Here is a 25457-nt window from a genome sequence, read left to right on the forward strand (position 1 = left end):
GGTGGCCGGCCGGATTTCAGATCGCGATATCGCGGCCATCCGTGAAAAAGTTCGTATCGAAGATGTCGTCGGCGACTACGTCCAGCTGAGGCGGGCCGGGGCCGACTCGATGAAGGGCCTGTGCCCGTTCCACGACGAGAAATCTCCGTCGTTTCACGTGCGGCCCAATCACGGCCACTTCCACTGTTTCGGCTGTGGTGAGGGCGGCGACGTGTACGCCTTCGTCCAGAAGATCGAACACGTGAGTTTCGTCGAGGCGGTCGAGTTGCTGGCCGATCGGGTCAACTACACCGTCACCTACACGGGCGCGTCGACGACCAATGTCCAGCGAGACCGGGGCAGTCGCAGCCGGTTGCTGGCGGCCAATGCCGCCGCCCAGGAGTTCTACGCCCAGGCGCTGGCCTCGGATGAGGCGGCTGAGGCGCGCAAGTACCTGACCGAGCGCAACTTCGACGCCGCCGCGGCCGCCCAGTTCGGTTGCGGGTTCGCGCCGTCGGGGTGGGACACACTGACAAAGCACTTGCGGCGCATGGGTTTCGAGTTCAAAGAGCTGGAGGCCGCCGGGCTGAGCCGGGAGGGCAAGCGCGGGCCGATGGACCGGTTCCACCGCCGGCTGCTGTGGCCGATCCGGGTGTCCTCGGGTGAGACCATCGGCTTCGGGGCCCGCCGATTGTTCGACGACGACCAGAACCAGGCCAAGTACGTCAACACCCCCGAAACCGTGCTCTACAAGAAGTCGCAGGTGCTGTTCGGGCTGGACCGCGCCAAACGCGACATCGCCAAGGGGCATCAGGCCGTGGTCGTCGAGGGCTACACCGACGTGATGGCCATGCACCTGGCCGGGGTGACCACGGCCGTGGCCTCGTGCGGCACCGCGTTTGGCGAACAGCACCTGTCGATGCTGCGCCGGCTGATGATGGACGACAACTTCTTCCGCGGCGAGCTCATCTACGTGTTCGACGGTGACGCCGCCGGTCAGGCCGCCGCGGTGAAAGCGTTCGAGGGTGAGCAGAACCTGTCCGGACAGTCGTTCGTGGCGGTGGCTCCCGACGGTATGGACCCGTGCGACCTGCGACTGCGCTCCGGCGACGGCGCCGTACGCGATCTGGTGGCACGGCGAACCCCGTTGTTCGAGTTCGTGATTCGCAGTGCGCTGGCCGAACACGACCTCGACAGCGCCGAGGGTCGGGTGGCCGCGCTGCGGCGCTGCGTGCCGATGGCGGCTCGCATCAAAGACCCGACACTGCGCGACGAGTACGCCCGGCAGCTGGCCGGCTGGGTCGGCTGGGACAACGTCGCACAGGTGATCGGCCGCGTGCGGGAGGAAGCCAGTGGCGGCCGCAAGGACTCACGGCGTCAGTCCGCGCGACAACAGGCGAGGCCCAGGCAGACCCCCGTACCGGAACACATCGGCCGCCCCAATCCCTCCGACCCGACACTGTGGCCGCAGCGTGAGGCGCTCAAGGCCGGGCTGCAATATCCGGCGATCGCCGGGCCGGTGTTCGACTCGCTGACCGTCGAGAGCTTCACCCATCCCGGCTATGCCGCGGTGCGGTCGGCAATCGAGGCGGCGGGCGGCACGGCGGCGGGCAAATCCGGGGCGCAGTGGATCGAAGCCGTCCGTGAGCAGGCCGCGGCGCCTGCGGCGGCCGGCCTGGTCAACGAGCTGGGCGTGGAGGCCATCAACGTCGAGGACGACGAGCACCTGCCGCGCTACATCAGCAGCGTGCTGGCCCGCCTGCAGGAGGTGTGGGTGGGCCGCCAGATCGCCGAGGTGAAGTCCAAGCTGCAACGCATGTCGCCGGTAGAGCAGGGAGACGAATATCACGCTCTCTTCGGTGACCTGGTGGCCATGGAGTCCTACCGGCGCAGCCTGCTCGAACAGGCCAGCGGCGACGACCTGACTGCGTGAGGGCCCACATCGCGATAGGGTGAGGGCAGTCGGGCCACTACACGCGAAAGAGGCGAACCCGGTGACACTGTTCAGCACGAAGACACGGCGCTACGTCGCAGTCGGCGCATTCGCGCTGGCCACCGGCGCTGCAGCGGCCGCCCCGGCGTTCTTGGCGACGTCCACCGCCGGTCCCGAGGTCTCGGCCCAGCCGGCCTGCCTGGCCTGGTTCGGCAACAAGGAGGACGGCAAGTGCCTGTCCTACTCGAACGGCATGCCTGCCAACGTCGGCACGCCGTGGGTCGGCGCAGGCGGCAATGGCGGATTCGTCACCGGCCCGCTGCTGCCCGGCACGTCGATCAACCAGGGGATCGGCTAGCCCTACCAGCGAGTTTTCGCCGAACCGTCGGTGCTCTCCTTCGTGGAGAACACCGACGTTTCTGCGTCTATGGGGGTCAACGTGAGGAACTGCGGGTCAGGCGACACCCGCTTGGCGATCTTGCGCCGCCCGGCGTCCAGAACCGCCTTGGTGGCCGGATTGGCGGTCACCGCCCGGTAGGTGCTGGCGATCTGCTCATAGCGGCGTCGTCCGGCCTTGGCGCCCAGCACATAGCCGACGGCGATCACGGCGGCGTAGCGGATCACAGAATTCCTCCCAAAGCGACGGGCCTCCCGCAGCGATGTGCTCCCCAGACTGCAGGTGTGTGGGCTCCATCCTGCCTCACCGCCGCCCCGGCGCGCCCGTCCGGGAGCGAGTTGGCGACAGCGGCGGTCCGTACGCTAGAGTCAACGCTCGGCCGCGGAGCTTCCGCGGAAGGTAGTCCCCTGTAGCTCAATTGGCAGAGCTCCCGACTGTTAATCGGGCGGTTGATGGTTCGAGTCCATCCGGGGGAGCAAGTTCTCGAAACTCCCAGCCTCTAGGACTGGGGCCGGGTCTGGGCCTGACGGGCCGCCTGGGTGAGCGCCTCCACCAGCGGATTGGATGCCGACGCGAGCGCTTTCCGCTCCTCTTCGGACAATTGATAGAACGTCCACACACCCCAGGCCGCCGGCCGCACGTACACCGTCACCTGTTGCCGGTTGTTCTGCAGCACCGCCGGGACGGGTACGGCGCGATCGAGGGTGGCCGCGCTGGCCATCTCCTCGGCGATCTGCTGGACGTTGACCGATTCCTGCAGTTGGTAGAGCACGGCCTTGTTGGCGGGGCCTTCCATGGCGAGGAACCAAGCCATCGGTGTCTCCTTGGGGGTGTGTGCGAGTCGGATCGCAAACAGTCTCACCTATCGACGCGCCGCCGTCAGCCCACTCGCTGAGCCGGTTTGATTCGCTACCCTCGGGGTGTGCACCCACGGCTGATCGCCATCGTCGCCTTTGTCGGTCTCCTCGCGGTTGGTTGCGGCTGGAGCCCACCGTCGGCGCCGCCCCCGAAGCCCGATACTTGCGCGCCGTCGGATGGCCCGAGCGCCGACACGATCGCCGATGAGATAGCAAAACTGCCCGCGCCGGAAGCCGGCCGGCAGTGGAGACAGATCGGCACGGGCCACACGCTCAACTGCCGGCTCTATTGGGTCCAGGTGGGCCAGACCAACCCCGAGCCCAACAGTGTCGGGCAGCTGCTGTTCTTCGACCGGCAGAGTCCGATCGGTCCGGCCACCCCGGAGCCGCGGCCCTACATCAACGTCGTCACCAATGCCGATGACAGCGTGGTGGTGAACTACCAGTGGCAGCAGGGCCAGGACTCGGCCACGTCACCGACCGGTATCGCCACCGTGCGGTTCCGGATCGGAGACGACGGCAAACTCGTTGCCGTCGACCCGATTCCGAAGCCCTGAGCCACTCAGCCGTTGACCAGTTCGTCCGGGTCGAGCATCGCTGCGTAGCGCAACTGCTCGGGGATGCCGAACCCGTCGACGAGGGTTTCGACGTGCGGGCGCAGTGAGCGGCAGCGTTCGTTGATCCCCCGCGTCACGGCCTTGGCGCGTTCGGTGGACAGGAACCGGTGCTCGATGAACCAAGCCTTGTCGTCCTCGATCACCGACAGCGCGTAGAGGTCGCAGACATCCTGGAGGAGTTCGCGTGCGGTCTCGTCCTCGCAGGCGTCGATGCCCGCGACGAACGCTTCCAGGATGACGCGATCGATGTGGGCCTGTGCGGCGTGCAGCACGTGGTCCTGCACATGGTTGAACGCCTCGAAGGCCGACATCTCCTTGGACTTGCCCTGCAGCCGCCGCGCCACCGAGGCCAGCATGTACTCCTCGCGGTCTTCGAACATCTTGACCTGCGTGCCGCGGTTGAAGAGGCTGCCTTCCTCCTCGTTGTCCTGACGGGTGTCGAGGATCGTCTGGATGATGGTCTCTGCGGCAGTGCGTTTCAGTACCCGTTCACCGGCGTAGTTGGCCGCGAACCGGACCCATTCGACTGGGCTCATACCCTTGATGTCGTCGGCGTAGGCAGTGAGTAGTTCCTTGGCCACCAGCTGCGTGAGCACATGGTTGTCGCCTTCGAACGTGGTGAAGACGTCGGTATCGGCGCGCAGGGCGATCAGCCGGTTCTCGGCCAGATAGCCCGCACCGCCACAGGCTTCGCGCGCTTCCTGGATGGCCCGGCTGGCGTGCCAGGTGTTGGCGGCCTTCAGACCGGCCGCGCGGGCCTCGAGTTCGCGCTGCTCCTCGGCGTCGGGATCGTCGGAGGTCTGCAACTCATGGCATTTGGCCACCAGCTCGTTCTGAGCGAACTGCAGCGCGTAGGACTTGGCGATCAGCGGCAGCAGTCGGCGTTGATGCACCAGGTAGTCCATGATGAGGACTTCGTCATCGCTCTTGGGTGCTTCGAACTGCCTGCGTTCCAACGCATATCGGGTGGCGATGTCGAGGGCCACCCGCGCCGCGGCCGACGCGCTGCCACCGACGGTGACGCGGCCGCGGATCAAGGTGCCCAGCATCGTGAAGAACCGTCGGCCGGAGTTCTCGATCGGTGAGCTGTAGGTGCCGTCGGGGGCGACGTCGGCGTAGCGGTTGAGCAGGTTTTCGCGCGGAACCCGTACGTGGTCGAACACGATGCGCCCGTTGTCGACGCCGGGCAGGCCGCCCTTGTAGTGACAGTCCGACGTGGTCACGCCGGGCATGTCGTTGCCCATGTCGTCACGGATGGGCACCACGAGACAGTGCACGCCGTGCCCCTCGCCGTCCGGGGTGATCAACTGCGCGAAAACGGCTGCCACCCTCGCGGTTTCGGCAGCACCACCGATGTAGTCCTTGCGTGCGGTGGGAGTGGGGGAGTGAATGACGAATTCCTGGGTCGCCGGATCGTAGGTGGCGGTGGTCTCCAGCGACTGGACGTCGCTTCCGTGGCCGGTCTCGGTCATCGCGAAGCAGCCCAGCAGGTCCAGGTCGATGAGTCGGCGCACATAGGCCTTGTGGTGACGTTCGGTGCCCAGATTCTCGATGGCGCCGCCGAACAGGCCCCATTGCACGCCGGCCTTCACCATGAGCGACAGATCGCTCATGGCCAGCATCTCGATCTGGGTGATGGCGGCGCCGACGTCGCCGTTGCCGCCGTGCTCTTTGCGGAAGCCGTCCTCGGCTGCCCCGGCCGCGGCCATGATCTTGAGTTGCTCGGCCACCTTGGCCCGGGCGATGACGGTGTTCGGGGTGTAGTGGGGTCGGAAGATCTCGTCGGACAACCTGGCTCGCATGGCATTTTTGACGTCGCGCCAGCGGCCGTCCAGCGCATTTCGCAGATGTTCGGCAGTGGAGGTCATATCCGACGGTAACGCGTATGGCCGCCGCTGTGCTGCGGTTGGTGGCAAGGCAAGCCTTGCTGGACAAGCGTCAGCTGTGCGCGAAAGACTGGCGCCATGCCGGACTCCGTCGGTAAATCCCTGTCGCCCACCGGCTTGCCGCATGTGACGTATCACCGGCATGCCGACGTCACCGGGGGCTGGCTGCGTGCGGCGACCTTCGGCGCGATGGACGGTCTGGTCAGCAACACCGCGTTGATCGCCGGTGTCGGGGCCAGCGCTTCGGCTCAGACCGTGGTGCTCAGCGGCGTGGCCGGGCTGCTGGCCGGCGCGTTCTCGATGGCGCTCGGCGAGTACACCTCGGTGACCACCGCCAACGAGCAGGTCGATTCCGAGGTACGGGTGGAGCGTCGGTCGTTCCTGAAGAACCCCACGGCAGAGCAGGCCGAACTGGTGGCCATGCTCCAGGAGATGGGGATGACGGCCGAGACGGCGACCAAAGCCGGCGAGGAGATCCACCGTGACGAGAATCGGGCGGTGAACTTTCATCTCGTGCAGGAACTGGGCGTGCACCCGACCGAGAAGCCGTCGCCGTGGGTGGCCGGTGGCTCGTCCTTCGTCATGTTCGCGATCGGTGCGATCATCCCGCTGATCCCGTACCTGCTCGGCTTCGAGTCCTTGTGGGCGGGGCTGGCCTGCGGTGGCGTGGGTCTCTTGATCGCCGGTGCGGTGGCGGCCAAGTTCACCCGTAAGCCGATCGCCGTGGCTGGGTTGCGGCAACTGCTGTTCGGAGCCGTCGCGATCGCGGCGACCTACGTCGTCGGCATCTTGGTCGGGGCCGTCATCACCTGATGCGGTACCGAATCCTGGCCGCCGGGCTCCTGGTCGTGGCCGGTTGTGCCCCCTCGAACGCCGCAGCAGGTTTCGAGTTTCTGGGACAGCGCCAGATTGCCTCCGGCGCGATGCTGGACGGTACGGTGATCGGCGGGCTGTCGGGAATCAGTTACGACCCGGCTGCCGACTTGTACTACATCATCAGCGACGACCGTTCCGCCAAGAACTCGGCGCGCTTCTACACCGCGCGGATCACGCTGTCGGACAACGGTGTCGGTGAGGTCCAATTCGTCGGCACCCGCCCCTGGCTGGACCGCGACGGACAACCGTTCCGCCCGTTGGACACTGCCGCGGTGCCACCTGCGGTTCCACCGGATCCCGAGGCCATCGCGTTCGATGCCGGAAGACAACGGCTGTACTGGACCAGCGAGGGGGAGCGGCGGGCCCAGGGCCCGGGTGCGCCGATCCTGCTGGACCCGTGGGTTCGGACCGCGGGCCTCGACGGCAGCTTCCTGGGTGAGTTCGCGTTGCCCGGGGGCTTCCGGATGTCGGCCGATGAGCATGGGCCACGGCGCAACAACACGCTGGAAGGTCTGACGCTCACCCCGGATGGACGCCATCTGTGGGCAGCCATGGAGGGGCCCGGCTACGACGACGGTCCACCGCCCGACGCACAGCACGGCGCATCGACTCGCGTTGTCTGCTTCGACGCGGACTCCGGGGCGGTCGACGGCCAATACCGGTACCGGCTGGACCCGGTGAGTGCCGGGCCGGGCGGCATGAACGGTTTGTCCGACCTGGTCGCCCTCGACGACGAGAACTTTCTCGTGATCGAGCGCGGATTCGGCACGCACGTGGCGGTGCGGATCTACCGCGCGAGCGTGGTCGAGGGCTCCACAGAGCTGAGCAAGACGCTGGTGGCCGATCTCACCACCACGCCGGGCCTGTCGCCGCTGGACAACATCGAGGGAATCACGTTGGGGCCCAAGCTCCCCGACGGTCGGCAGGCGGTGATCGGGGTCAGCGACGACAATTTCTCGCCCACCCAGGTGACGCAATTCCTGTTGTTCGCGCTGTGAGAGTTTTGGGGTAACGCCGTCGAGATTGTGCTCAGAGGTCGTGACCTGCCGGATCACGTGATTCTTGCGTCGCGACCTGGATAGGTGCCGAAGGTCCACAGATTGCCCTCCGGGTCGGCGGCGGTGAACGCGTAGGCGGCGTCACCGGAGCCGAACTTTGTCATGGCCGGTGCAACGACCACGGTGCCGAGGTCCGCTGCAGAGACCCGGCGGTGTACTTCGTCTACATCGTCGGTGGCAACGTAGACGGCGGACGCGCCGGACTTCATCGATCCGTGCACGCTGTCGGTGTGCCTGGTCGATCCGAAAACCAGAGATCCACCTCCGGGCCAACGTAATTCGGCGTGCACGATGTCTTGCTGGTCGTCTGTTGCGGTGACGACCTCCTCGAAGCCGAACACCTCGACGAAGAATCGCAGCGCCGTTCGGGTGTCGTCGTAGTGGAGGATGGGCCAGACCGATGACATCGGCCCGAGCATAGGCGGCCCGGAACTTCTACTTCAACAGCGCGTGCCGATCAAAGTAGAAGTAGGTGTAGGCAGCGGTGATCCCGCAGATGACGGTGGCGACCAACAGCATCTGCGATCCGCTGACCACCACGCTGACAAGACCGCCGACGACGGCGCCACCGGCGAATCCGGCCCACAGCAGAAAGTAGCCGAGCCAATCGGTCAGCTTCCCCCCGCTGATGTGACGTTCGATGCCCTGGCCCATCTTCACAAGCGTCCCGGTCACGTAGCTCAGCGGGATCGACACCTCACCGTTCTTGACGAAAGAGGTGTTCAGGGCACCGATACCGAACGCCACGAACGCGATTGGGATGAACGGCACGTCTGGGGCGGTCCAGCCTTTCATCACGGTGTCGACCGCCGTGGCCACCACGAGTGCGAACGTGGTCAGCACCGTCGCGCCATGAGGATGGTTGACCCACAGGTGGCGGCGGCACAGCGACGCGATCACCACTCCGGCGACAAAGGCTGCGATGAGTAGCGCCGCGCCGATCGCCAGCCATTCCTCACCTTGAAACAGCCCGAGGAACGCGCGTTCGGTGTTGCCGGTCATGAAGGTGACGAAGTATCCGGCCGAATGGGTGAATGCCGCAGCCCCCAACACTCCGGCCAGGCCGGCCAGCAGCCAGGACAATCGGGCCTCGCTGTCGAGCTGTTGCGACATTCACCCATTGTGGGCAGCTTTGCCGGAGCTCGGGACGGATTGGACCCGCGGCGTCAGCTGTCGCTGCCGACGGTGACCGCGGTCGCTTCCTCGGTCAGCTCGTCGAGTTCGGACTCTGCCGTCTCTTCGACGTCGATCCCGACCAGGTGCGGCCGGGTCAGGGTGAGCACACCGGCACCGGCCAGCACCGCGGCCGCACCGACCCAATAGGGCAGGTGCACACTGACCTGCTCGCCGAGCACCCCGGCCAGCCACGGCGCGACGGCGGCACCGCCGAACCGCAGGAAGCTGTAGGCGGCCGAGGCCACACCGCGCTCCACCGGGGCGGCTTTCATCACGGTCTCGGTGATCAGGGTGTTGTTGATGCCGATGAACAGGCCGGCGATCACGACGCCCGAGGCCAGCACGGTCTTGGAATCCGTCCACACCGCCATCACGGTCAGCACCGCGGTGAAGGCGAGCAGGTTGAGGATCAGCACCCGAACGGTGCCGAAGCGGTGTTGCAGCCGCGGGGCGACGACCACGGAGGTGAACGCCAATGCCAGACCCCAGCCGAAGAAGATCAGCCCGATCTGATGGGCGGTCATGTTCAGCGGGAAGGGGGTGAATGCCAGCAGGGTGAAGAACCCGAAGTTGTAGAGCAGCGCGGTGATCGCGACGCCGAGCAACCCGCGGTGGCGTAATGCCCGAAACGGATCTGCCAGGGTGGTGGCGCGTTCAGCCCGTGGTGTGGCCGGCAGCAGGAACGCGGTGATCACCAGGGCGAAGGCCATCAGCGCCGAGACGCCGAAGAACGGGCCGCGCCAGGAGATCGAGCCGAGGACGCCGCCGACCAGCGGGCCGATCGCGATGCCCAGGCCGAGTGCCGCTTCATAGAGGATGATGGCTTGTGCCACAGAGCCTTTGGCAGAGTTGACGATGGTGGCCAGCGCCGTGGCGATGAACAGGGCGTTGCCCAGGCCCCACAGTGCGCGCCAGCCGACGATCTGCATGACGGTGTCGCTCATCCCGGCCAGGCCGGCCCCGGCGATGATGATCACCAGGCCGAGCAGCAGCGTGCGCTTGGGGCCGATCCGGCTGGACACCACACCGGTGATCAGCATCGCCACGCCCATCACCGCCATGTAGCTGGTGAACAACAACGACACCTGCGACGGCGAGGCGCTGAGGTTGTCGGCGATCGGTTTGAGGATGGGATCGACCAGTCCGATGCCCATGAAGGCGACGACGGAGGCGAAAGCGACGGCCCATACGGCCTTGGGTTGGCGCCACATCGGGGCGTTGACTCCTAACTGGTTTCTGGCGACAGGGGATGCTCGTCGACGTCGGTGAGCAACCGTCGAATGATGTCGACGGAGGCGGCCAGCGTCTTGCGCTCCTCGGCGCTGAGGCGTTCGAGCCGCGGGTTGATCGCGGCGGCGCGATCTGCCCGGGCTTGCTCCAGGGTCTGCCGGCCCTGGTCGGTGATGCGGATCAGTACCGCGCGGGCGTCGCCGGGGTCGGGGGTGCGTGACACCAGGGCGGCGTCTTCGAGGCGGCGAACCTGCGTGGTCATCGTCGGCTGCGAACAGTGGTCGAGGTAGGCGAGGTCGGAGATTCGTGCCTCGCCTTGGTCCTCGATGGTGGACAGCAGGCGGGCCTGGGCCCAGGGCAGTGGCAGCCGGGCGCGCTGGGTGGCCAGCCGATTCAACCGGGCGACGACTGACAGCAGGTCAGCGCCGAGTTCGGCGTGGTCGGATACCGTGGCATCCTTGGTCGGAGTCGACATGACCACCATATTACATAGATTTGCTATGTAGTCTAGTCGTCGGGCGTGCTCTCGCTCACACGACGGGCAACCAACAGCCGCGATCGCGGCTGGCAGAATCGAACGATGACCGCGAAACCCCCGGCGACGACGCCTCGGCGCGGCCTTACCCCCGGCGAGCTTGCGCAGGCCTCGGTGATGGCAGCGCTGTGCGCGGCCACCGCGATCATCGCCGTGGTGGTGCCGTTCGCCGGCGGGCTTTCGGTCCTGGGAACGGTGCCGATGGGGCTGCTGGCCTACCGCTACCGGCTGAGGGTCCTGCTGGCCGCCACCGTCGCGGCCGGCACCATCGCGTTTCTGATCGCGGGCATGGGCGGCGCGATGACGGTCGTCGACTGCGCCTACATCGGCGGGCTCACCGGCGTGGTCAAGCGCCGTGGCCGCGGTACCGGCACGGCGTTCTGTGCGTCCATCGTGGCCGGTGCGCTGTTCGGAGCGGCGATCATCGTGGCGCTGACCGTGCTGACGCGACTGCGCAGCCTGATCTTCGACTCACTGAGCGCAGGTATCGAGGGAATCGCCAAGGTCCTCGATCGCATCCCGGTGCTGGACGCGGCGGCCGCACCGCTGCGCGCGACATTCGCCACCATGCTGGACTATTGGCCGCTGCTGATGCTGCTCCTCGGCATCACCAGCATCACCTCGGTCAGCATGATCGGTTGGTGGGCGTTGTCGCGCATCCTGGCGCGGCTGCTCGGCGTTCCCGACGTCCACAAACTCGATGGCGCCGACGAGGACGACGGAGCCACACCCGCACCGGTGCCTGCCCGGCTGACCGACGTGCGGTTCCGGTACCCGGGCGTCGAGCGTGACGCGTTGGGTCCGGTGTCGATGGAACTACAACCCGGCGAGCATGTCGCGGTGACCGGGCCGAACGGCTCGGGAAAGACCACCCTGATGCTCATATTGGCCGGGCGCCAACCCACGTCGGGCCGCATCGAGCGGGCCGGGGCCGTGGGGCTGGGCCGCATCGGCGGCACCGCAGTGGTGATGCAGCATCCGGAAAGCCAGGTGCTGGGGACCCGCGTGGCAGACGACGTGGTGTGGGGACTTCCCGTCGGCGCGACCGCCGATGTCGAGCGGCTGCTGGCTGAAGTCGGGCTCGACGGCCTGGCCGAGCGTGACACCGGGGGACTGTCCGGTGGCGAACTGCAACGGCTGGCAGTTGCCGGCGCGCTGGCTCGCGAACCCTCGATGCTGATCGCCGACGAGGTCACCAGCATGGTCGATCAGCAGGGCCGCGACACACTGATGAACGTCTTGTCGGGGCTGACCGATCACCACCGGATGTCCTTGGTGCACATCACGCATTACAACGACGAGGCTGATTCCGCCGATCGAACGGTGGCCCTCAGCGGCAACGGTGGCACCGCCGACAACACCGACATGGTGCAGACCTCCGCGGTGCCCGTGGCTGCGACGACCACCGCCCACCACAGCGCTCCGGTGCTCGAGCTCACGGGTGTGGGACACGAATACGCCAGCGGAACCCCTTGGGCGAAAACGGCTTTGCGCGACATCACGTTCACCGTCAACGAGGGTGACGGTGTCCTGGTGCACGGCCTGAACGGCTCCGGCAAGTCGACGCTGGCCTGGATCATGGCCGGGCTGACGGTTCCCACCTATGGCGCCTGCCTGCTCGACGGGGCGCCCGTGTCCCAGCAGGTGGGCTCGGTGGCGATCTCGTTCCAGGCTGCCCGCCTGCAATTGATGCGCAGCACCGTGGGCCGTGAAATCGCCTCGGCCGCGGGGTTCTCGGTGCGTGAGGACGCTCGCATCTCGGGCGCATTGGAGATGGTCGGACTGGATGCGGCGCTGGCCCAGCGCCGCATCGATCAGCTGTCGGGCGGTCAGATGCGCCGCGTCGTGCTGGCCGGATTGCTGGCCCGCTCTCCGCGCGCGCTGATCCTCGACGAGCCGCTGGCCGGACTCGACGCCGCCAGTCAGCGGGGGCTGCTGCGGTTGCTGGAGGATCTGCGGCACAACAACGGGTTGACCGTGGTGGTCATCTCGCACGACTTCACCGGCCTGGAAGGCCTGTGCCCGCGCACGCTGCACCTACACCAGGGTGAACTGGCCCTGGCCCCGACGGCCGCCGGAGGTTCCCGATGAGCGCCCCGGCACAGGGCCAACGCAAGCCCGTCGTGCTGCTGCGCCCGGTACCCGGCGACACCGTGATCCATCGACTGTGGGCCGGCACCAAGTTGCTGGGTGTGGCGGGCATCGGCGTGCTGCTGACGTTCTACCCCGGATGGGTGCCGATCGGGTTCGTCGCAGTGCTGATCCTGGTGACCGCGCGGCTGGCACGCATCCCGCGTGGCGTGCTGCCGTCGATCCCGTTCTTCCTGTGGATCTTGCTGCTGATCGGTGGTGCGCTGGCCGCTCTGGCCGGTGGCTCGCCGTTCGTCGACATCGGATCGGTGCAGGTCGGTCTGGGCGGGTTGCTCAATTTCCTGCGGATCACCGCGTTGTCGGTCGTGCTGCTGGGTCTCGGCGCACTGGTGTCCTGGACCACGAATGTCGCCGACGTCGCGCCGGCGGTGGCCACGCTGGGCCGCCCGCTGCGACTGCTGCGCATCCCCGTGCATGACTGGGCGGTGACGATTGCCTTGGCGCTGCGGGCTTTCCCGATGCTCATCGACGAGTTCCGGACGTTGTATGCGGCGCACCGGTTGCGGCCCGTCGAGCCGGCCGAGACGTTCCGGGCGCGGCGCAAACAACGCGTGGCCAACCTGATCGATCTGCTGGCTGCCGCCGTCACCGTGGCATTGCGCCGCGGCGACGAGATGGGCGATGCGATCACCGCGCGCGGGGGCGCCGGCCAGATCTCGGCAGCGCCGTCACGCCCTCGCCGGCGGGACTGGATCGCCTTCGCCGTCCTCGTCCTGGTCTGCGGCAGCGCCCTGGCTCTGGAGTTGACCATCCTGCCGACCAGCCTGCCCCGCCGCTGACCGCGGACCGGGACGTGACCTGGTCAGCCGGACCCCCGCGAGGATGATCCCGGCCGCGATCACCACGACCGCCAGCCACGGCAGGAGCAGGCCGAACAGCATCACCGCTGCTGAGGCCACCGAGACCAAGCCGTGCCACCCACGCTCGACTTGCCCCCAGAACCCCTGATACTGCGGGGCCGGGCCGCCGATCTGCTCGGCGGTGATATCGAGATTGACTGTGCTGTAGTCGATCTGATCGCCAAGCTGGGTCCGTTGCGCGCGCAGGCTGTCGAGGTCGGCCTGGCGCTGTGACAACGCCTGTTCTGCCTGGATCAACGCCTCGGGGTCCTTCGCGTCGCGCATGATTCCCAGCAGTCGGTCCACCGAGGTCTGCAGGGCGGTGATGCGGGCGTCGAGATCGACACGCTGTGATGTCACATCGTCGGCGCGGACCTCGACGGTCTGCACCGTGCCGAGTTTCTTGAACTCGTCGAGGGTGCCTTCGAGTTTGGCGGCTGGGACCCGAAGCGCCAGAGCGATGTGGGCCCGGCCGGAACTGGAGCCGGCGTCCTCCGAGCGGCTGTCGACCCGTCCGCCGGCATCGGTGGCCAGCGAGACGGCCTTGTCCGCTACCGCGGCCGGACTGCCGGTGGTGATCGACATCGATGCCGTCTTGACGATGTCGCGTTTGACCTCGGCGGGCACCGGCGCGGTCTTCATTCCCGGCCCGGCTTCCGGCGCCGGGGCCGCTGGGGCGAACCCGGCGTCGCTCTGGGGCGCGGCCGGCGCCGAGGAATTGGGTGAGTGACCGGCCGCGCAGGCCGGGGCGAAGGCCATGGTGGCCGCGGCAAACAGAGCGACCGTGATCCGGTGGCGGGATGCACTGGTGTGCTGGGGCATCAGCCCAATGTAGGCGAAGTGCGGGACGTCAGGGCCCGGGTTTTCTCCCGATCAGCGGGCCGCTGCGGAATTGGCCGCCCACTGCGCATCGGCCAGGGTCTTCTCGACATCGCGGCGGCCCAGGAACATTTCGTCGAAATATGGCTGGAGGGCTTGATATCCGGCCGGGAAGCCGGCCCCGCCAGGTGCTGGGATCCGCGGCCCGTTCAACACCCGGAAGAAGGGGCTGACGTCGACACCGCGCGCTTTCCAGTAGTCGTGGTAGACCGGCTGGGCGGCCAGCACGGCCGGGATGGCGGCACCTTTGACACCAAGGTATTCGTTGCCGCGCTTGCTGCCCATCCACGACAACACCGTGCGCACCGCATCCGGATGGCGCGTCGCCGAGTTCGCGGCTGCGGCAATGCCATTGGTGACGCTGACTCGACCTTTCGGGCCGGCGGGCAGCATCACCACCCCCCAACGGAAGTGCGCCTGATTCGCGATGGCCGCCAGGTTGTAGGTGCCAGACTGGAACAGCGCCATGCGGCCCTGCAGGAACATGTTGCGGGAGAAGTCTCCGTTGTTGTTGGTGGCCGAGGCCGGCGGGGCGACGTGATCGTCGTTGATCAGCCGAACCAGGTACTCGAAGGCCTCGGCGGCCTGCGGGTTGTCGAACGCGAAGCGGTCGCCGATGGTGAAAATGCCGCCCGCCGAGCCGATGTAGTTGAGGTAGATGCCTTGCAGGTCGTTGGCGGCGTTGTAGCCCCACTGCCGGACGCGCCCCACGTCGAAGCCGTCGGTGCCGGCCGCGTGGCCCTGCTCGTCGACGGTGAGCCGGGCGGCCAGCGACCGCAGCGTGTCGTCGGGTCCGTTGGACCAACGCAACGCCGTGAGTTCGGCGAGATCGACTCCGGCGGCGTCGAGTAGATCGGCGTTGAAGTACACCGCGATGCCGGCATCGGTCAGTTGCGGGACCGCCCACAGGGCGTCGTTGCGGGTGAACTGGTTGAGCACCGAGGGTTCCCAGGCGCGGGCGGCGTTGGCACCCAACATCTGTCCGATGTCGAGCAGCCGGCCGTTGTCGGCATAGCCGGCGAGGTAGGCGTTGGACAGCCAGAAAATGTCATCGGCGCTGCCACCGGCCACATCGGTGCGCAGGCTGTCGAAATAGGCCGAATACGCCACGGTGTTGACCCGCACCTCGATATCGGGGTGTTCCTTGCTGAACTCTGCGAAGGATTCCCGGTAGGCGGCCGCGACCTGAGGGTCCCACAGCCGCACGGTGACGACCGTGCGGCCTTCGTCCTGTTCGGTCGTGCGACCGAGCAGGACGGCGGCGACGAGCAGGACGGCCATGGTCAGAGCCAGGCCGGTGGCCAATGCCGTCGAGCGCCTCACGACGGTGTCCTGTCACGAGATCGACGCGAGGGTCGTCGAGGCGCTGAGTTCACAGCCCTGGTGCTGATCTCGGCGATCACTTGATGCCTGTCACGACGATCGAACGGACGATGTTGCGCGAGAACACGATGAACAACACGATCAGCGGCACGATCGCCACCGTGGTCGCCGCCATCACCAGTGTCCACTGCGCGTTGTGCTGCGACTGCAGCCCGGCCGTAGCGACCGTGAGCACCTGCCACTTGCTGCCGCTCGTGATCACCAACGGCCAGAGGAAGTTGTTCCATTGGCTCACCACTGTGATCAGCGCCAGCGTGACCAGAATCGGCCGGCTCGCCGGCAGTACCACGTGGGTGATGACGTCCAGCGTGTGGGCGCCGTCGAGGCGGGCCGCGTTGATCAGATCACGCGGAATGGTCCGAAAGTACTCGCGTAGCAGGAATATCGCGTACGGCGAGCCGAACATGAACGGCAGCACCAGCGCCCAGAAGGTGTTGCGCAGCCCCGCCTCGGCCATCATCAGATACAGCGGGACCACGGTCACCGTCGCGGGCACCATCAACGTCGCGAGGTAAACCCAGAACAGCGCGTCGCGGCCGGGAAACCGCAGCCGGGCAAAGGCATAGGCGGCCAGAACCGAGAACACCAGCTGGCCCAGCAGGATGACAGCGGTCATCAACGCGGTGACCACGACGGCGCGACCGAAACCGGCATCGGCCAGCCCGATGTAGTTCTCCAGCGTCGGCGGCTCGGGCAGCGACAGCGGGCGATCGGTGGCGAACTGCTCAGCGGAGGTGAACGAGGTGAGTAGCCCCAGGCCGAAAGGCAGCAAGGTGATCACAGCACCCAGGGCCAGCCCCACATAGATCAACGCGTTACGTGAGGTCATAGCTGATCCTGCGGCGGAAGTAGACGTGCTGAAGGAGCGTGATGCCGACGAGGATGACGAACAGCACGATGGCCATCACCGAGGCGCGGCCCACCGCTGCCGCGCCGAACGCCTCGGCGTAGATCCGGTGGGCCACCAAGTCCGTGCGACCTTGCGGCCCACCCGCGGTCAACGCGTAGACCGTGTCGAATACCTGCGCGGCGCTGACGATGCCGGTGACCAGGACGAAGAACATGGTCGGACGCAGCATCGGCAGGGTGATGTGGCAGAACCGCTGCCAGTCGGTGGCGCCATCGGTGCGGGCGGCGTTGTGCACATCGGCCGGGATGTTGAGGATGCCGGCCAGGAAGAACAGCGTCACATAGCCGACGTTGGTCCACACCACCACCGCCGACACCACCGGCAGGGCCAGCCCCGGATCGGTGAGCCAGTCCACCTGCCGACCGAGCACAGTGCTCAGCGCCCCGTCCGTGGGAGCCAGGATCCATTTCCACAACACCGCGATGGCCAGGGGCGCGCAGATCCACGGCAACACGTACACGGTGCGGAAGAAGCCGTTGCCGGGGAGTCCGCGCGCCAGCAGCGAGGCCGCGACCAGCCCCAGAACGGTTTGGGCCGGCACCACGAGTACCACGAACAGCAGCGTCACCCCCAGCGAGGTGGCGAACGAGGAATCGGTGAGCACCGACGTCCAATTGTCCAGCCCCACATACTCGATCGGGCCGAGCAGATCCCACCGCTGCAGGCTCAGCCAGACCACCACCAGCATGGGCAGTAACAGGAAGGTGACCACGCCGAACAGGCTGGGGGCGACGAGCGCGTACCCCAGTGCGGTCGTGCGGACACGCGAGGTGGCCATCGGGCCATTAAAGCGGTTCACGACCTGCGGACGCCACGCCGGGCAGGCGCAGCCCCACCTCAACGCCGAAAGCCTGCTGGGCAATCCCGATGCGGGCAGTTTGCTCAGATGACGTACATCACTTGACTGTTCCGGAATCGGAGACCCGGCTCTGCGCTTTTAGCAAGTAACAAACGCAGAGGACTGGGGGCCAACTCATGAGCACAGCGCAGCGTGTCCAACCGGGCGCTTCGATAACCAGGGCAGCGCAGTCCGTGCTGTTCACCGTGCTCGGCCTGGCCGCCCTGGCCTTCGCATCGGTGGCAGGTCCGATCGCCTCGGCCAATGCGGCCGACGCGTGTGCCGACGTCGAGGTCGTGTTCGCCCGCGGCACCAATGAGGCACCCGGCGTGGGTGCCACCGGCCAGGCTTTCGTCGACGCGCTCACCGCAGACCTACCCGGCAAGACGGTGGACGTGTACGGGGTGAACTACCCGGCATCGCTGAACTTCGGCCAGGCGGCCGACGGTGTCGCCGATGCCAGCAACCGGATCCAGTCCATCGCCGCGAACTGCCCGGCGACGAAGATCGTGCTCGGCGGGTACTCGCAAGGCGCCGCCGTGGCCGGTTACACCACCTCCAGCTCCGTGCCCGCCGGATTCGTCCTGCCCGCCGGTATCAGCGGTCCGATGCCGGCATCGATCGCCTCGCACGTCGCGGCCGTGGCCTTGTTCGGAACGCCGGACGAGTGGATCCTGGGCCTGGCCGATCGCAGCGCACCGCCCATCGCGATCGGGCAGCCCTACCTGGCCAAGACCATCCAGCTGTGTGCTCCCGGCGACCCGATCTGCTTCCCCGGTGGCCTGAACCGCGCCGCCCACAGCTCCTACAAGGACAACGGGATGGCAATCCAGGCAGCCGATTTCGCAGCCCGTCAGCTCGGCGGTGCGGCCCCCTCGGCGCCGATGGTGCAGACGGCAGGCGAGATCGGCGGTAACTGACGCCGGCACGACTGGCAGTCAGCTGCCGAGGCCTCGGAATCCGGCCACAGTGTCGGCCAGCGTGATTCGCGGATCCCGGTAGGTGATGCCGAAGTCGCGTTCGCTCGGTGAGTCGTCGGAAGCGGGCATCTGCGTGTAGTACTGCATCCCGGCTTCGGTGAACGGGGTCTGGAACGGCAGGAAGGGCCCCACCCGATCGAGTACCTGTCCGGCGACGCGCAATACGGTGTCGGGAACCGGGACGGCGAACATCGGCTTGTCGCCGACCTCGGTGAGCAGTTTGGCCAGTTGGTCCACCGGAATCCGATGCCCGCCGGCCATGTAGCGCCGGGGACCGCGACCCGGTTCCAGCAGGGCGACATGCAGGGCCGCCAGATCCCGGCCGTCGACGATCGTCCAGGCCGCACTGCGCCCCGGGATGGCGCCGAGTTGCAGTGCGGCCGCGACGCCCTCGCCGGCCTCGCCGAACTGATTGCCCACCGGGGGTCCCATCACCATGCCCGGATAGGTGATGTTCACCGGTGCGCCGGCGTCCTGCATTCCGCGCGCGTAAATCTCGACCTGTGCTTTGGACCGCCCGTAGCCGTCATTCCCGCCGAACACCGGTAGGTCCGCGTCCAGTGTCTCCACGTCGGGATTGAACAGTGCGGTAATGCTCGACACATGGATGATCGGATCGAGGCCGAGTTCTGCGGCGCCGCCGAGCACGTTCCGTGCGCCATCCATGTTGGTGCTCATCATCTGCGCGGTCTGGCTCGGATCGGTCGCGACCAATGCCGCACTGTGCAGCACGGCGTCGCAACCCTCGAGTGCCCGCAGGACCGAGTCGCGGTCGGTGATGTCGCCGACCGCATGATCGGAGATGTCGACGCCGAGCATGGCGACGCTGGTGTGCAGCCGGTCCGGGTTGCGCACCAGGAAACGAACGGAATGCCCGGCGTCGGCAATCGCTTTCGCGCTCCAGCCACCCACAAAACCGGTGCCACCAGTGACCATCACGCGCATGACGTCAAGCTAGTACGTCAACCAGTGCCGCTGTGCTGATTTGGTCGGCTCAGCCTCCGTGCCGTTTGGTCGGCTCAGCCTCCGCGAAGCTCCGCGAGCTCCCTCATATTCGCCAACCCTTGCTCCTGCGCCTCATCGAGGAACTTCGGCAGTGGCGCCCGCAGTTCGGGCAACACCTCATGGTCGAGCAGGCCCTGCAGATCGGCCTGCTTGGCGCTGCGGCCCGCCTGGTTGTCGAGCTCTCGGCGTCCGGAATCGGTTGTGTAGTCGTACAACTCGTGATGGATCGGTCGCGAGGTGTCGATGTCCATCGAGCCCGGCTTCCAGTACGTGTACATACCGAGCTTGGCCTCTGTGGTCCGCACCGCGACGATGTGGCTGGGGGCCGAGGTGGGGACCTCGGTCGGTGGGCCACCGGAGCCGAAGAACTTCTTCGCCAGTGGGGATTTCATCAACGCGGCCATTTCCTCCACCGACATGTCGTCGGTGGCGTGCGCGATCCACGGCCGGCCCGATGCTGCCGCGTCGGCGGCGATCCCGGCGATGTCGGCACGGCTCGACAGGTAGGAGTACCGGGAGTCGGGCCGCCACCCGGGCCCGCCGTGCGCGATGGTCAGCAACAGTGGAGCCAGGTCGGCACTGGAGGTCAGCTGTGTCCGCGTCGCGCCGGCCGATGGGGTCAGGTGACCGAACGGATCCCGGATGTACAGCGGCACCCGGATGCTCTCCTCATAGACCGCGGCGCCCTTGCCGCGCAGGCCGTGCGAGCCCGCGTACTCGCCGTGGTCGGAGGTGAACACGACGACAGTGTTGTCGTCGATGTCCGGTCGGGCCGCGAGAATGTCCAGCACCCGGCCGATCTGGGTGTCCACCTGTTGTTGCAGCCACAGGTACATGTCCAGGCATCGCGCCCACTGCGCGGCCGACTCGGGTCCGCTGTGGTCCATCGCACCCGTCATCAGTGGCGACATGAAATTCATGTAGTCGATCTGCAACTGCGGCTTGCCCCGGCGGCGCAGATCGTCGGCGGTCTCGAAGTTCACCGGCTTCGCGCTGAACACATGCGGAACATCGTGCGGTAGCGGGTTTTTCGGCCACCAGCAGATGTCATGGGGATTGACCAACGAAACCGTGGTGCACCAGGGGCCCTCGTTCGCGTGGGCGTCGAACCACCCGGAGAACTGGTCGACAATCGACGGATCCTGCTGCAGGCCCTGATTCGGTGCACCGTTGGGGGACGGGTAGGTGCCCCCGGAGAAGCCGTGCACGTCCAGCCCGTCGGGCGTGTTGTCCGCCAGGCTGCCCAGATGCCATTTGCCCCACCACCAGGTGCGGTATCCGGCGTCGCGCAGCATCGTTCCCCAGGTGGGAAACCGGGCGGCCAGGGTCGACTCGGTAGGTCCTTCGCCGGTGTACAGGCAGCCGGTCTGATGGGAGTAGAGGCCGGTGGTCAGCACGCCGCGCGATGGTGTGCACATGTTGGACGCGCTGTAATGCGAGCCGAACACCGTGCTGGCCGCCCGCAGGCGGTCCAGATTCGGCAGCAGCGCACCGAGTTGCTCGGTATCGGGGAACCACTGCGGGGCCCGCATCTGGTCCACGATGACGACGAGGATGTTGGGCTGGGCAGCCGCGCCCGGGCGGGGACGGCCGAGCAGTTCGTAGCCGCCCCATCCGGCCGCGGCTGCACCGGCGGCCGCCGCCGCACCTCCCAGGACTGTCCGCCTGCTGAGCTTCGTCATGTCCACACGGTATGCCTCGCTACGATCGGTCTGGTGTTGACGGCTCAAGATTCGGTGACCTGGGAGCCGCGGCGCATCGCCGTCGCCGGTACTACGGGATCAGGCAAGACCACGCTCGCCAAACGGCTGTCGCACCAGTTGGACCTGCCGTACGTCGAGATCGACAGCCTGTATCACGGGCCAGGATGGGAACCTCGACCCACGTTCGTCCACGAAGTCGAAGAGTTCATCGCGGCAGATTCCTGGGTGATCGAATGGCAGTACCGCGCCGTGCGCGGCCAGATCCTGGCGCGCGCCGACACGCTGCTGTGGCTGGATCTGCCGACTCCGGTCTCGATGCGTCAGCTGACGCGCCGCACCGTTCGCAGGCGTGTCGGTCGTGTCGAGCTGTGGAACGGCAACATCGAACCGCCGCTGCGCACGATCTTCACCGACCCGGACCACATCTTGCGCTGGGGCTTTCGCACCCGAAACAAGCTCCGCGACTCCATCCCAACCCTGGGGCCGCAGTTGCCACACCTGCGCATCGTCCGATTCACCCGCCACCGCGACGTGGAGACCTGGTTGAGCCGGGTTGCCCGCACCTGAACCGACTCGCCACCGCGGCGCCGCTACCGTGGGGGCGTGACAGCTCAACGACGCGTGGACGCCGACTTCCTGGAGCTGCCCCGGTCCGAGTTGGCTGACGCGGCGTTGTCCGCGGCAGCCGCGGCCGGCGCCAGCTATGCCGATCTGCGGATTCACCGGATCACCACCGAGATCATCCAATTGCGTGACGGTGAGTTGGAGATGTCGGTGGTCAACCGCGAGGTGGGCCTGGCCGTGCGGGTGATCGTGGACGGTGCGTGGGGTTTCGCTTCTCATGCCGAGCTGGCGCCTGAAGTTGCCGCGCAGACGGCGCGTCGCGCGGTGCAGGTGGCCACGACGCTTGCGCCGCTCAATGCCGAGCGGATAGAGCTGGCCGGTGAACCGGTCTACACCGATGTGTCGTGGGTGTCCGATTACGTTGTCGACCCGTTCACCGTTCCCGCTGCGGACAAGATGGCCGTGCTGGGCGAGTACTCCGGTCGGCTGATGGCAGCCGACGGTGTGAACCACGTGTCGGCCGGAGTGCATGCGGTCAAGGAGCAGACCTTCTACGCCGATACGTTCGGATCCTCGATCACCCAGCAGCGGGTCCGGGTGATGCCGACGATGGAGGCGGTGGCCGTGGACTCGGCGGCCGGGTCGTTCGAGACCATGCGCACGCTGGCCCCGCCGACGGCGCGGGGCTGGGAGGCATTGGCTGGTGATGAGGTGTGGGACTGGACCTCTGAGCTGGCCGAGCTGCCGACGCTGCTGGCCGAGAAGAGCAAGGCGCCGTCGGTCGTCGCCGGGCCCACCGACCTGGTGATCGACCCGTCCAACCTGTGGCTGACCATCCACGAATCGATCGGGCACGCCACCGAATACGACCGGGCCATCGGCTATGAAGCGGCGTACGCCGGGACGTCGTTCGCCACCCCGGACAAGCTCGGCACCATGCGCTACGGCTCGCCGGTGATGAACGTGACCGCTGACCGAACGGTGGAGTTCGGTTTGGCCACCGTTGGTTTCGACGACGAAGGGGTGCGGGCACAGAGCTGGGACCTGGTGCGCGACGGTGTCTTCGTCGGCTACCAGCTGGATCGGGTGTTCGCCCCGCGACTCGGCGAGGCCCGCTCCAACGGCTGCTCGTATGCCGACTCGCCACATCACGTTCCGATCCAGCGGATGGCCAACGTGTCGTTGCAGCCCGGGCCCGAGGATCTCAGCACACAGGATCTGATCTCGCGGGTGTCCGACGGCATCTACGTCGTCGGGGACAAATCATGGTCGATCGACATGCAGCGGTACAACTTTCAGTTCACCGGTCAGCGGTTTTACCGGATTCGTGACGGTCGGCTCGACGGGCAGCTGCGCGACGTGGCGTATCAGGCCACCACCACCGATTTCTGGGGTGCGATGGAAGCGGTCGGCGGGCCGTCCACCTGGCGCCTCGGTGGGGCGTTCAACTGTGGCAAGGCTCAACCCGGGCAGGTGGCACCGGTCAGCCACGGCTGTCCGAGCGCGCTGTTCCGCGGCATCAACGTACTGAACACCCGGACGGAGGGCGGACGATGATCGGCGCGCAGCAGGTGGTCGACATCGCCTTGGGGGCAGCGGATCCCGGTATGGAAACCATGGTCTTGGTCACTGATCGATCTGACGCATCGCTGCGGTGGGCCGGTAACTCGATGACCACCAACGGTGAGACCATCAGCCGGACCATCACGGTGATCTCGATCATGCGAAGCGGAGGCAAGGCACATGTCGGGTCGGTGCGCTCGACCGAGGTAGATCCGGCGGTGATCGGCGACTTGGTGCTCGCCGCGCAGCGTGCTGCCGAGGCCTCACCCGAGGCTCGCGACGCCGCAGCACCGTTGCCGGGCACCGGGGTGCCCGACGATTGGGACGCCCCGGTGGTGGGCACGGGTGCGCACGTGTTCGCCGGTATCGCCGATGACCTGGCCAAGGGCTTTGCCGGTTCCGACCAGCTCTACGGTTACGCCCGCCATGTCATGGAGACCACGTTCCTGGCGACCTCGACCGGCCTGCGTCGTCGCTACACCCAGCCGACCGGGTCGGTGGAGGTCAACGCCAAGCGGAACGGGGCGAGCGTGTGGACGGGGGTGAGTACCCCGGATTTCGTTGACGTGCGGGTGGATTCACTGCTCGACGAGTTGTCGCTGAAGTTGGGGTGGGCGGAGCGGACGGTCGAGCTGCCGGCCGGCCGCTACGAGACACTCATGCCGCCCTCGACGGTGGCCGACATGTTGATCTATCTGACCTGGGCCATGGATGGTCGTGGCGCGCAGGAGGGGCGCAGCGCGCTGTCGGCCCCGGGTGGGACGCGGGTGGGGGAGAAGCTCACCGATCTGGGCCTGACGCTGTACTCCGACCCGTTCGCAGGGGAACTCGCCTGCCAACCGTTTGTCGCGGTGCCGAGTTCCTCGGAACGGGTGTCGATCTTCGACAACGGCATGGACATCGGCCGGGTGGACTGGATTCGCGACGGGGTGGTCAATGCGCTGGCCTATCCGCGGGCGGTGGCCGCTGAATATGGCGCACCTGTCGCGGTTCCCGCCGACAACCTGCTGATGACCGGCGGCACAATTGAATTGGCCGATATGATCGCCGGCACCGAGCGCGGCCTGCTGCTGACCACACTGTGGTACATACGTGAAGTCGATCCGACCGTACTGCTGCTGACGGGACTGACCCGCGACGGTGTCTACCTGATCGAGGACGGAGAGGTGACCGCCGCGGTCAACAACTTCCGGTTCAACGAAAGCCCGCTGAACCTTTTGCGGCGCGCCACCGAGGCGGGGATCAGCGAGGTCACCCTGCCGCGCGAGTGGGGCGACTGGGCGACCCGGGCCTCCATGCCGACACTGCGGATCCCGGATTTCCACATGTCCTCGGTGAGCCAGGCCCAATGAGTTGACGGTGTTGTCCCAACGGCTTTTCGCGGTGTACGGCCCGTCACACTGGGCCGCCATCGCCGTTTTCGTCGTCGGGGCAGCGGTGTTGGTTTGGCTCGGCCGGCGCCAGAGCGAATGGCAGTCACGGACTTTGGGCCGGGTTCTCGGAACGCTGACAGCCGCAATCTATGCCGCGATGCTCGTCTACACGTTCATCCCGCCGTCGGTCGAACGCTCCGTCCCGTTGCGCCTGACCGACCTGGCGACCGTCGTGGGCGCCTATGCGCTGTGGTCGCAACGACACTGGGCCTTCGTGCTCACCTACTACTGGGGTCTGGTGTTGAGTACACAGGCGCTCATCTCTCCGGTCCTCAAAAGCCCGGATTTCCCGCACTATGAGTTCCTGGCGTTCTGGTCGATTCATTTGCTGGTGGTCTGGGCCGCAATCTATTTGGCCTGGGGCCGCGGGATGCGCCCGAATTGGCGTGACTATCGATTCGTGGTGGTGGTGACCGCGGTGTGGGCCGCATTCACCATGACGTTCAACGCCCTTGCCGAAACCAACTACGGCTTCCTCAACGCCAAGCCCGCCACCGCGTCGCTACTCGACCTGATGGGGCCATGGCCGGTCTACGTGCTGGTGGCCAGCACACTGGTGGCCGGCGTGTGGGCGCTCATGACGTGGCCATGGGAACGCCGGCCTGATCCTGGCCGCTGAGCCCGGCGTCGCGCACCTGAAGCACCCGCGCCGGCCACGAGGCTGG

General features: G+C 67.0%; 25 protein-coding genes and 1 tRNA gene. 13 read left to right on the forward strand and 13 right to left on the reverse strand.

The genetic code is table 11. The annotated features are described in order from the left end of the window. The first annotated feature begins 1 nt into the window (after window position 1). Together dnaG and E0T84_RS11475 are read left to right on the forward strand one after the other, a co-directional pair. Complete coding sequence (gene dnaG / locus E0T84_RS11470; protein WP_138744510.1) at window positions 2–1912, forward strand: DNA primase; 1911 nt, start codon at window positions 2–4, stop codon at window positions 1910–1912. A 61-nt stretch (window positions 1913–1973) separates the two neighbouring features. Beyond that, window positions 1974–2270 carry a hypothetical protein gene (locus tag E0T84_RS11475; protein WP_083339162.1) on the forward strand — a complete coding sequence of 99 codons (297 nt, stop codon included), beginning with the start codon at window positions 1974–1976 and terminating at the stop codon, window positions 2268–2270. Between the two features lie 2 nt (window positions 2271–2272). Here E0T84_RS11475 and E0T84_RS11480 read toward each other — a convergent pair whose 3' ends face one another. Beyond that, window positions 2273–2536 (reverse strand): hypothetical protein, encoded by a 264-nt coding sequence (locus E0T84_RS11480; protein WP_019343335.1) that lies wholly within the window; start codon window positions 2534–2536, stop codon window positions 2273–2275. 176 nt (window positions 2537–2712) lie between these two features. On the opposite strand from E0T84_RS11480, the gene E0T84_RS11485 reads away from it, so the two are divergent. After that, a tRNA-Asn gene (locus tag E0T84_RS11485) sits at window positions 2713–2785 on the forward strand. A gap of 23 nt (window positions 2786–2808) precedes the next feature. On the opposite strand, the gene E0T84_RS11490 is transcribed toward E0T84_RS11485, so the two are convergent. Beyond that, window positions 2809–3123: a hypothetical protein gene (locus tag E0T84_RS11490; protein ID WP_070943424.1), complete on the reverse strand. Its 315-nt coding sequence runs from the start codon at window positions 3121–3123 to the stop codon at window positions 2809–2811. 108 nt (window positions 3124–3231) lie between these two features. Here E0T84_RS11490 and E0T84_RS11495 point away from each other — a divergent pair, with 108 nt between their 5' ends. After that, window positions 3232–3723, forward strand: coding sequence for an LppP/LprE family lipoprotein (locus E0T84_RS11495; protein ID WP_070943423.1), 492 nt, complete (start codon window positions 3232–3234; stop codon window positions 3721–3723). Window positions 3724–3728: 5 nt separating this feature from the next. Here the strand turns inward: E0T84_RS11495 and E0T84_RS11500 are convergent, their stop codons facing one another. Continuing rightward, window positions 3729–5651, reverse strand: coding sequence for an acyl-CoA dehydrogenase (locus tag E0T84_RS11500; RefSeq protein ID WP_138744511.1), 1923 nt, complete (start codon window positions 5649–5651; stop codon window positions 3729–3731). A gap of 96 nt (window positions 5652–5747) precedes the next feature. Here E0T84_RS11500 and E0T84_RS11505 point away from each other — a divergent pair, with 96 nt between their 5' ends. Together E0T84_RS11505 and E0T84_RS11510 are read left to right on the forward strand one after the other, a co-directional pair. Beyond that, window positions 5748–6482: a VIT1/CCC1 transporter family protein gene (locus E0T84_RS11505; RefSeq protein ID WP_138744512.1), complete on the forward strand. Its 735-nt coding sequence runs from the start codon at window positions 5748–5750 to the stop codon at window positions 6480–6482. Beyond that, complete coding sequence (locus E0T84_RS11510; protein WP_075909541.1) at window positions 6482–7543, forward strand: esterase-like activity of phytase family protein; 1062 nt, start codon at window positions 6482–6484, stop codon at window positions 7541–7543. The genes E0T84_RS11505 and E0T84_RS11510 overlap by 1 nt, the downstream gene beginning before the upstream one ends. 53 nt (window positions 7544–7596) lie before the next feature. Here E0T84_RS11510 and E0T84_RS11515 read toward each other — a convergent pair whose 3' ends face one another. From E0T84_RS11515 to E0T84_RS11530, 4 genes are read right to left on the reverse strand one after another with little or no spacing between them, the layout of a single operon-like run. After that, a complete protein-coding gene (locus E0T84_RS11515; protein WP_070189149.1) occupies window positions 7597–8010 on the reverse strand; it encodes a VOC family protein in 414 nt (137 codons plus the stop codon). Between the two features lie 28 nt (window positions 8011–8038). Next, the gene (locus tag E0T84_RS11520) at window positions 8039–8716 is read right to left on the reverse strand and encodes a YoaK family protein (protein ID WP_075909542.1); all 678 of its coding nucleotides are present in this window, start codon (window positions 8714–8716) and stop codon (window positions 8039–8041) included. Between the two features lie 53 nt (window positions 8717–8769). Next, on the reverse strand, window positions 8770–9990 hold the full coding sequence (locus tag E0T84_RS11525; RefSeq protein ID WP_138744513.1) for an MFS transporter: 1221 nt from the start codon (window positions 9988–9990) through the stop codon (window positions 8770–8772). A 14-nt stretch (window positions 9991–10004) separates the two neighbouring features. After that, window positions 10005–10493: a MarR family winged helix-turn-helix transcriptional regulator gene (locus E0T84_RS11530; protein ID WP_120764852.1), complete on the reverse strand. Its 489-nt coding sequence runs from the start codon at window positions 10491–10493 to the stop codon at window positions 10005–10007. Window positions 10494–10589: 96 nt separating this feature from the next. Between E0T84_RS11530 and E0T84_RS11535 the strand changes: the two genes are divergently transcribed. Then, entirely contained in the window at window positions 10590–12635 is a 2046-nt protein-coding gene (locus E0T84_RS11535) for an ATP-binding cassette domain-containing protein (RefSeq protein ID WP_070943417.1), read from the forward strand. Beyond that, a complete protein-coding gene (locus E0T84_RS11540) occupies window positions 12632–13474 on the forward strand; it encodes an energy-coupling factor transporter transmembrane protein EcfT (RefSeq protein WP_070943416.1) in 843 nt (280 codons plus the stop codon). The genes E0T84_RS11535 and E0T84_RS11540 overlap by 4 nt, the downstream gene beginning before the upstream one ends. Here E0T84_RS11540 and E0T84_RS11545 read toward each other — a convergent pair. From E0T84_RS11545 to E0T84_RS11560, 4 genes are all read right to left on the reverse strand, one after another. Next, window positions 13364–14293 carry a DUF4349 domain-containing protein gene (locus tag E0T84_RS11545; protein WP_165688706.1) on the reverse strand — a complete coding sequence of 310 codons (930 nt, stop codon included), beginning with the start codon at window positions 14291–14293 and terminating at the stop codon, window positions 13364–13366. The two genes, E0T84_RS11540 and E0T84_RS11545, sit on opposite strands and share 111 nt — an antisense overlap. A 114-nt stretch (window positions 14294–14407) precedes the next feature. Further along, window positions 14408–15694: a sugar ABC transporter substrate-binding protein gene (locus E0T84_RS11550; RefSeq protein ID WP_075909593.1), complete on the reverse strand. Its 1287-nt coding sequence runs from the start codon at window positions 15692–15694 to the stop codon at window positions 14408–14410. A 118-nt stretch (window positions 15695–15812) separates the two neighbouring features. Then, entirely contained in the window at window positions 15813–16625 is an 813-nt protein-coding gene (locus tag E0T84_RS11555; protein WP_070943414.1) for a carbohydrate ABC transporter permease, read from the reverse strand. After that, complete coding sequence (locus E0T84_RS11560; RefSeq protein ID WP_070189125.1) at window positions 16612–17484, reverse strand: carbohydrate ABC transporter permease; 873 nt, start codon at window positions 17482–17484, stop codon at window positions 16612–16614. The genes E0T84_RS11555 and E0T84_RS11560 overlap by 14 nt, the downstream gene beginning before the upstream one ends. Before the next feature lie 197 nt (window positions 17485–17681). On the opposite strand from E0T84_RS11560, the gene E0T84_RS11565 reads away from it, so the two are divergent. Next, window positions 17682–18464, forward strand: a complete 783-nt coding sequence (locus tag E0T84_RS11565; protein ID WP_075909545.1) for a cutinase family protein — start codon at window positions 17682–17684, stop codon at window positions 18462–18464. 18 nt (window positions 18465–18482) lie between these two features. Here the strand turns inward: E0T84_RS11565 and E0T84_RS11570 are convergent, their stop codons facing one another. Both E0T84_RS11570 and E0T84_RS11575 read right to left on the reverse strand, forming a co-directional pair. After that, a complete protein-coding gene (locus tag E0T84_RS11570; protein WP_070943411.1) occupies window positions 18483–19469 on the reverse strand; it encodes an NAD-dependent epimerase/dehydratase family protein in 987 nt (328 codons plus the stop codon). A gap of 74 nt (window positions 19470–19543) precedes the next feature. Beyond that, the gene (locus tag E0T84_RS11575) at window positions 19544–21211 is read right to left on the reverse strand and encodes a sulfatase-like hydrolase/transferase (RefSeq protein WP_138744514.1); all 1668 of its coding nucleotides are present in this window, start codon (window positions 21209–21211) and stop codon (window positions 19544–19546) included. Window positions 21212–21244: 33 nt separating this feature from the next. Between E0T84_RS11575 and E0T84_RS11580 the strand changes: the two genes are divergently transcribed. Genes E0T84_RS11580 through E0T84_RS11595 form a run of 4 tightly spaced genes read left to right on the forward strand, consistent with a single transcriptional unit; the run spans window position 21245 to window position 25411 of the window. Continuing rightward, window positions 21245–21799 carry an AAA family ATPase gene (locus E0T84_RS11580; RefSeq protein ID WP_138744515.1) on the forward strand — a complete coding sequence of 185 codons (555 nt, stop codon included), beginning with the start codon at window positions 21245–21247 and terminating at the stop codon, window positions 21797–21799. 36 nt (window positions 21800–21835) lie between these two features. Then, window positions 21836–23353 (forward strand): TldD/PmbA family protein, encoded by a 1518-nt coding sequence (locus tag E0T84_RS11585; RefSeq protein WP_075909546.1) that lies wholly within the window; start codon window positions 21836–21838, stop codon window positions 23351–23353. Continuing rightward, window positions 23350–24711, forward strand: coding sequence for a TldD/PmbA family protein (locus E0T84_RS11590; protein ID WP_138744516.1), 1362 nt, complete (start codon window positions 23350–23352; stop codon window positions 24709–24711). Before E0T84_RS11585 ends, E0T84_RS11590 begins: the two co-directional genes overlap by 4 nt. Window position 24712: 1 nt before the next feature. Further along, complete coding sequence (locus E0T84_RS11595; RefSeq protein ID WP_171054987.1) at window positions 24713–25411, forward strand: TIGR02206 family membrane protein; 699 nt, start codon at window positions 24713–24715, stop codon at window positions 25409–25411. Window positions 25412–25457 lie beyond the last annotated feature (46 nt).

Origin of the sequence: Mycobacterium sp. DBP42, assembly GCF_005924235.1 — a bacterium.
Taxonomy (GTDB): Bacteria; Actinomycetota; Actinomycetes; order Mycobacteriales; family Mycobacteriaceae; genus Mycobacterium; species Mycobacterium syngnathidarum.

Bases quoted from the DNA above. Each gene is read 5' to 3' on its own strand.
- E0T84_RS11490 (WP_070943424.1), bottom strand. From the start codon at position 3,123: ATGGCTTGGTTCCTCGCCATGGAAGGCCCCGCCAACAAGGCCGTGCTC.
- E0T84_RS11500 (WP_138744511.1), bottom strand. From the start codon at position 5,651: ATGACCTCCACTGCCGAACATCTGCGAAATGCGCTGGACGGCCGCTGG.
- E0T84_RS11505 (WP_138744512.1), top strand. From the start codon at position 5,748: ATGCCGGACTCCGTCGGTAAATCCCTGTCGCCCACCGGCTTGCCGCAT.
- E0T84_RS11510 (WP_075909541.1), top strand. From the start codon at position 6,482: ATGCGGTACCGAATCCTGGCCGCCGGGCTCCTGGTCGTGGCCGGTTGT.
- E0T84_RS11515 (WP_070189149.1), bottom strand. From the start codon at position 8,010: ATGTCATCGGTCTGGCCCATCCTCCACTACGACGACACCCGAACGGCG.
- E0T84_RS11520 (WP_075909542.1), bottom strand. From the start codon at position 8,716: ATGTCGCAACAGCTCGACAGCGAGGCCCGATTGTCCTGGCTGCTGGCC.
- E0T84_RS11525 (WP_138744513.1), bottom strand. From the start codon at position 9,990: ATGTGGCGCCAACCCAAGGCCGTATGGGCCGTCGCTTTCGCCTCCGTC.
- E0T84_RS11530 (WP_120764852.1), bottom strand. From the start codon at position 10,493: ATGGTGGTCATGTCGACTCCGACCAAGGATGCCACGGTATCCGACCAC.
- E0T84_RS11535 (WP_070943417.1), top strand. From the start codon at position 10,590: ATGACCGCGAAACCCCCGGCGACGACGCCTCGGCGCGGCCTTACCCCC.
- E0T84_RS11540 (WP_070943416.1), top strand. From the start codon at position 12,632: ATGAGCGCCCCGGCACAGGGCCAACGCAAGCCCGTCGTGCTGCTGCGC.
- E0T84_RS11545 (WP_165688706.1), bottom strand. From the start codon at position 14,293: ATGGCCTTCGCCCCGGCCTGCGCGGCCGGTCACTCACCCAATTCCTCG.
- E0T84_RS11550 (WP_075909593.1), bottom strand. From the start codon at position 15,694: ATGGCCGTCCTGCTCGTCGCCGCCGTCCTGCTCGGTCGCACGACCGAA.
- E0T84_RS11555 (WP_070943414.1), bottom strand. From the start codon at position 16,625: ATGACCTCACGTAACGCGTTGATCTATGTGGGGCTGGCCCTGGGTGCT.
- E0T84_RS11560 (WP_070189125.1), bottom strand. From the start codon at position 17,484: ATGGCCACCTCGCGTGTCCGCACGACCGCACTGGGGTACGCGCTCGTC.
- E0T84_RS11565 (WP_075909545.1), top strand. From the start codon at position 17,682: ATGAGCACAGCGCAGCGTGTCCAACCGGGCGCTTCGATAACCAGGGCA.
- E0T84_RS11570 (WP_070943411.1), bottom strand. From the start codon at position 19,469: ATGCGCGTGATGGTCACTGGTGGCACCGGTTTTGTGGGTGGCTGGAGC.
- E0T84_RS11575 (WP_138744514.1), bottom strand. From the start codon at position 21,211: ATGACGAAGCTCAGCAGGCGGACAGTCCTGGGAGGTGCGGCGGCGGCC.
- E0T84_RS11590 (WP_138744516.1), top strand. From the start codon at position 23,350: ATGATCGGCGCGCAGCAGGTGGTCGACATCGCCTTGGGGGCAGCGGAT.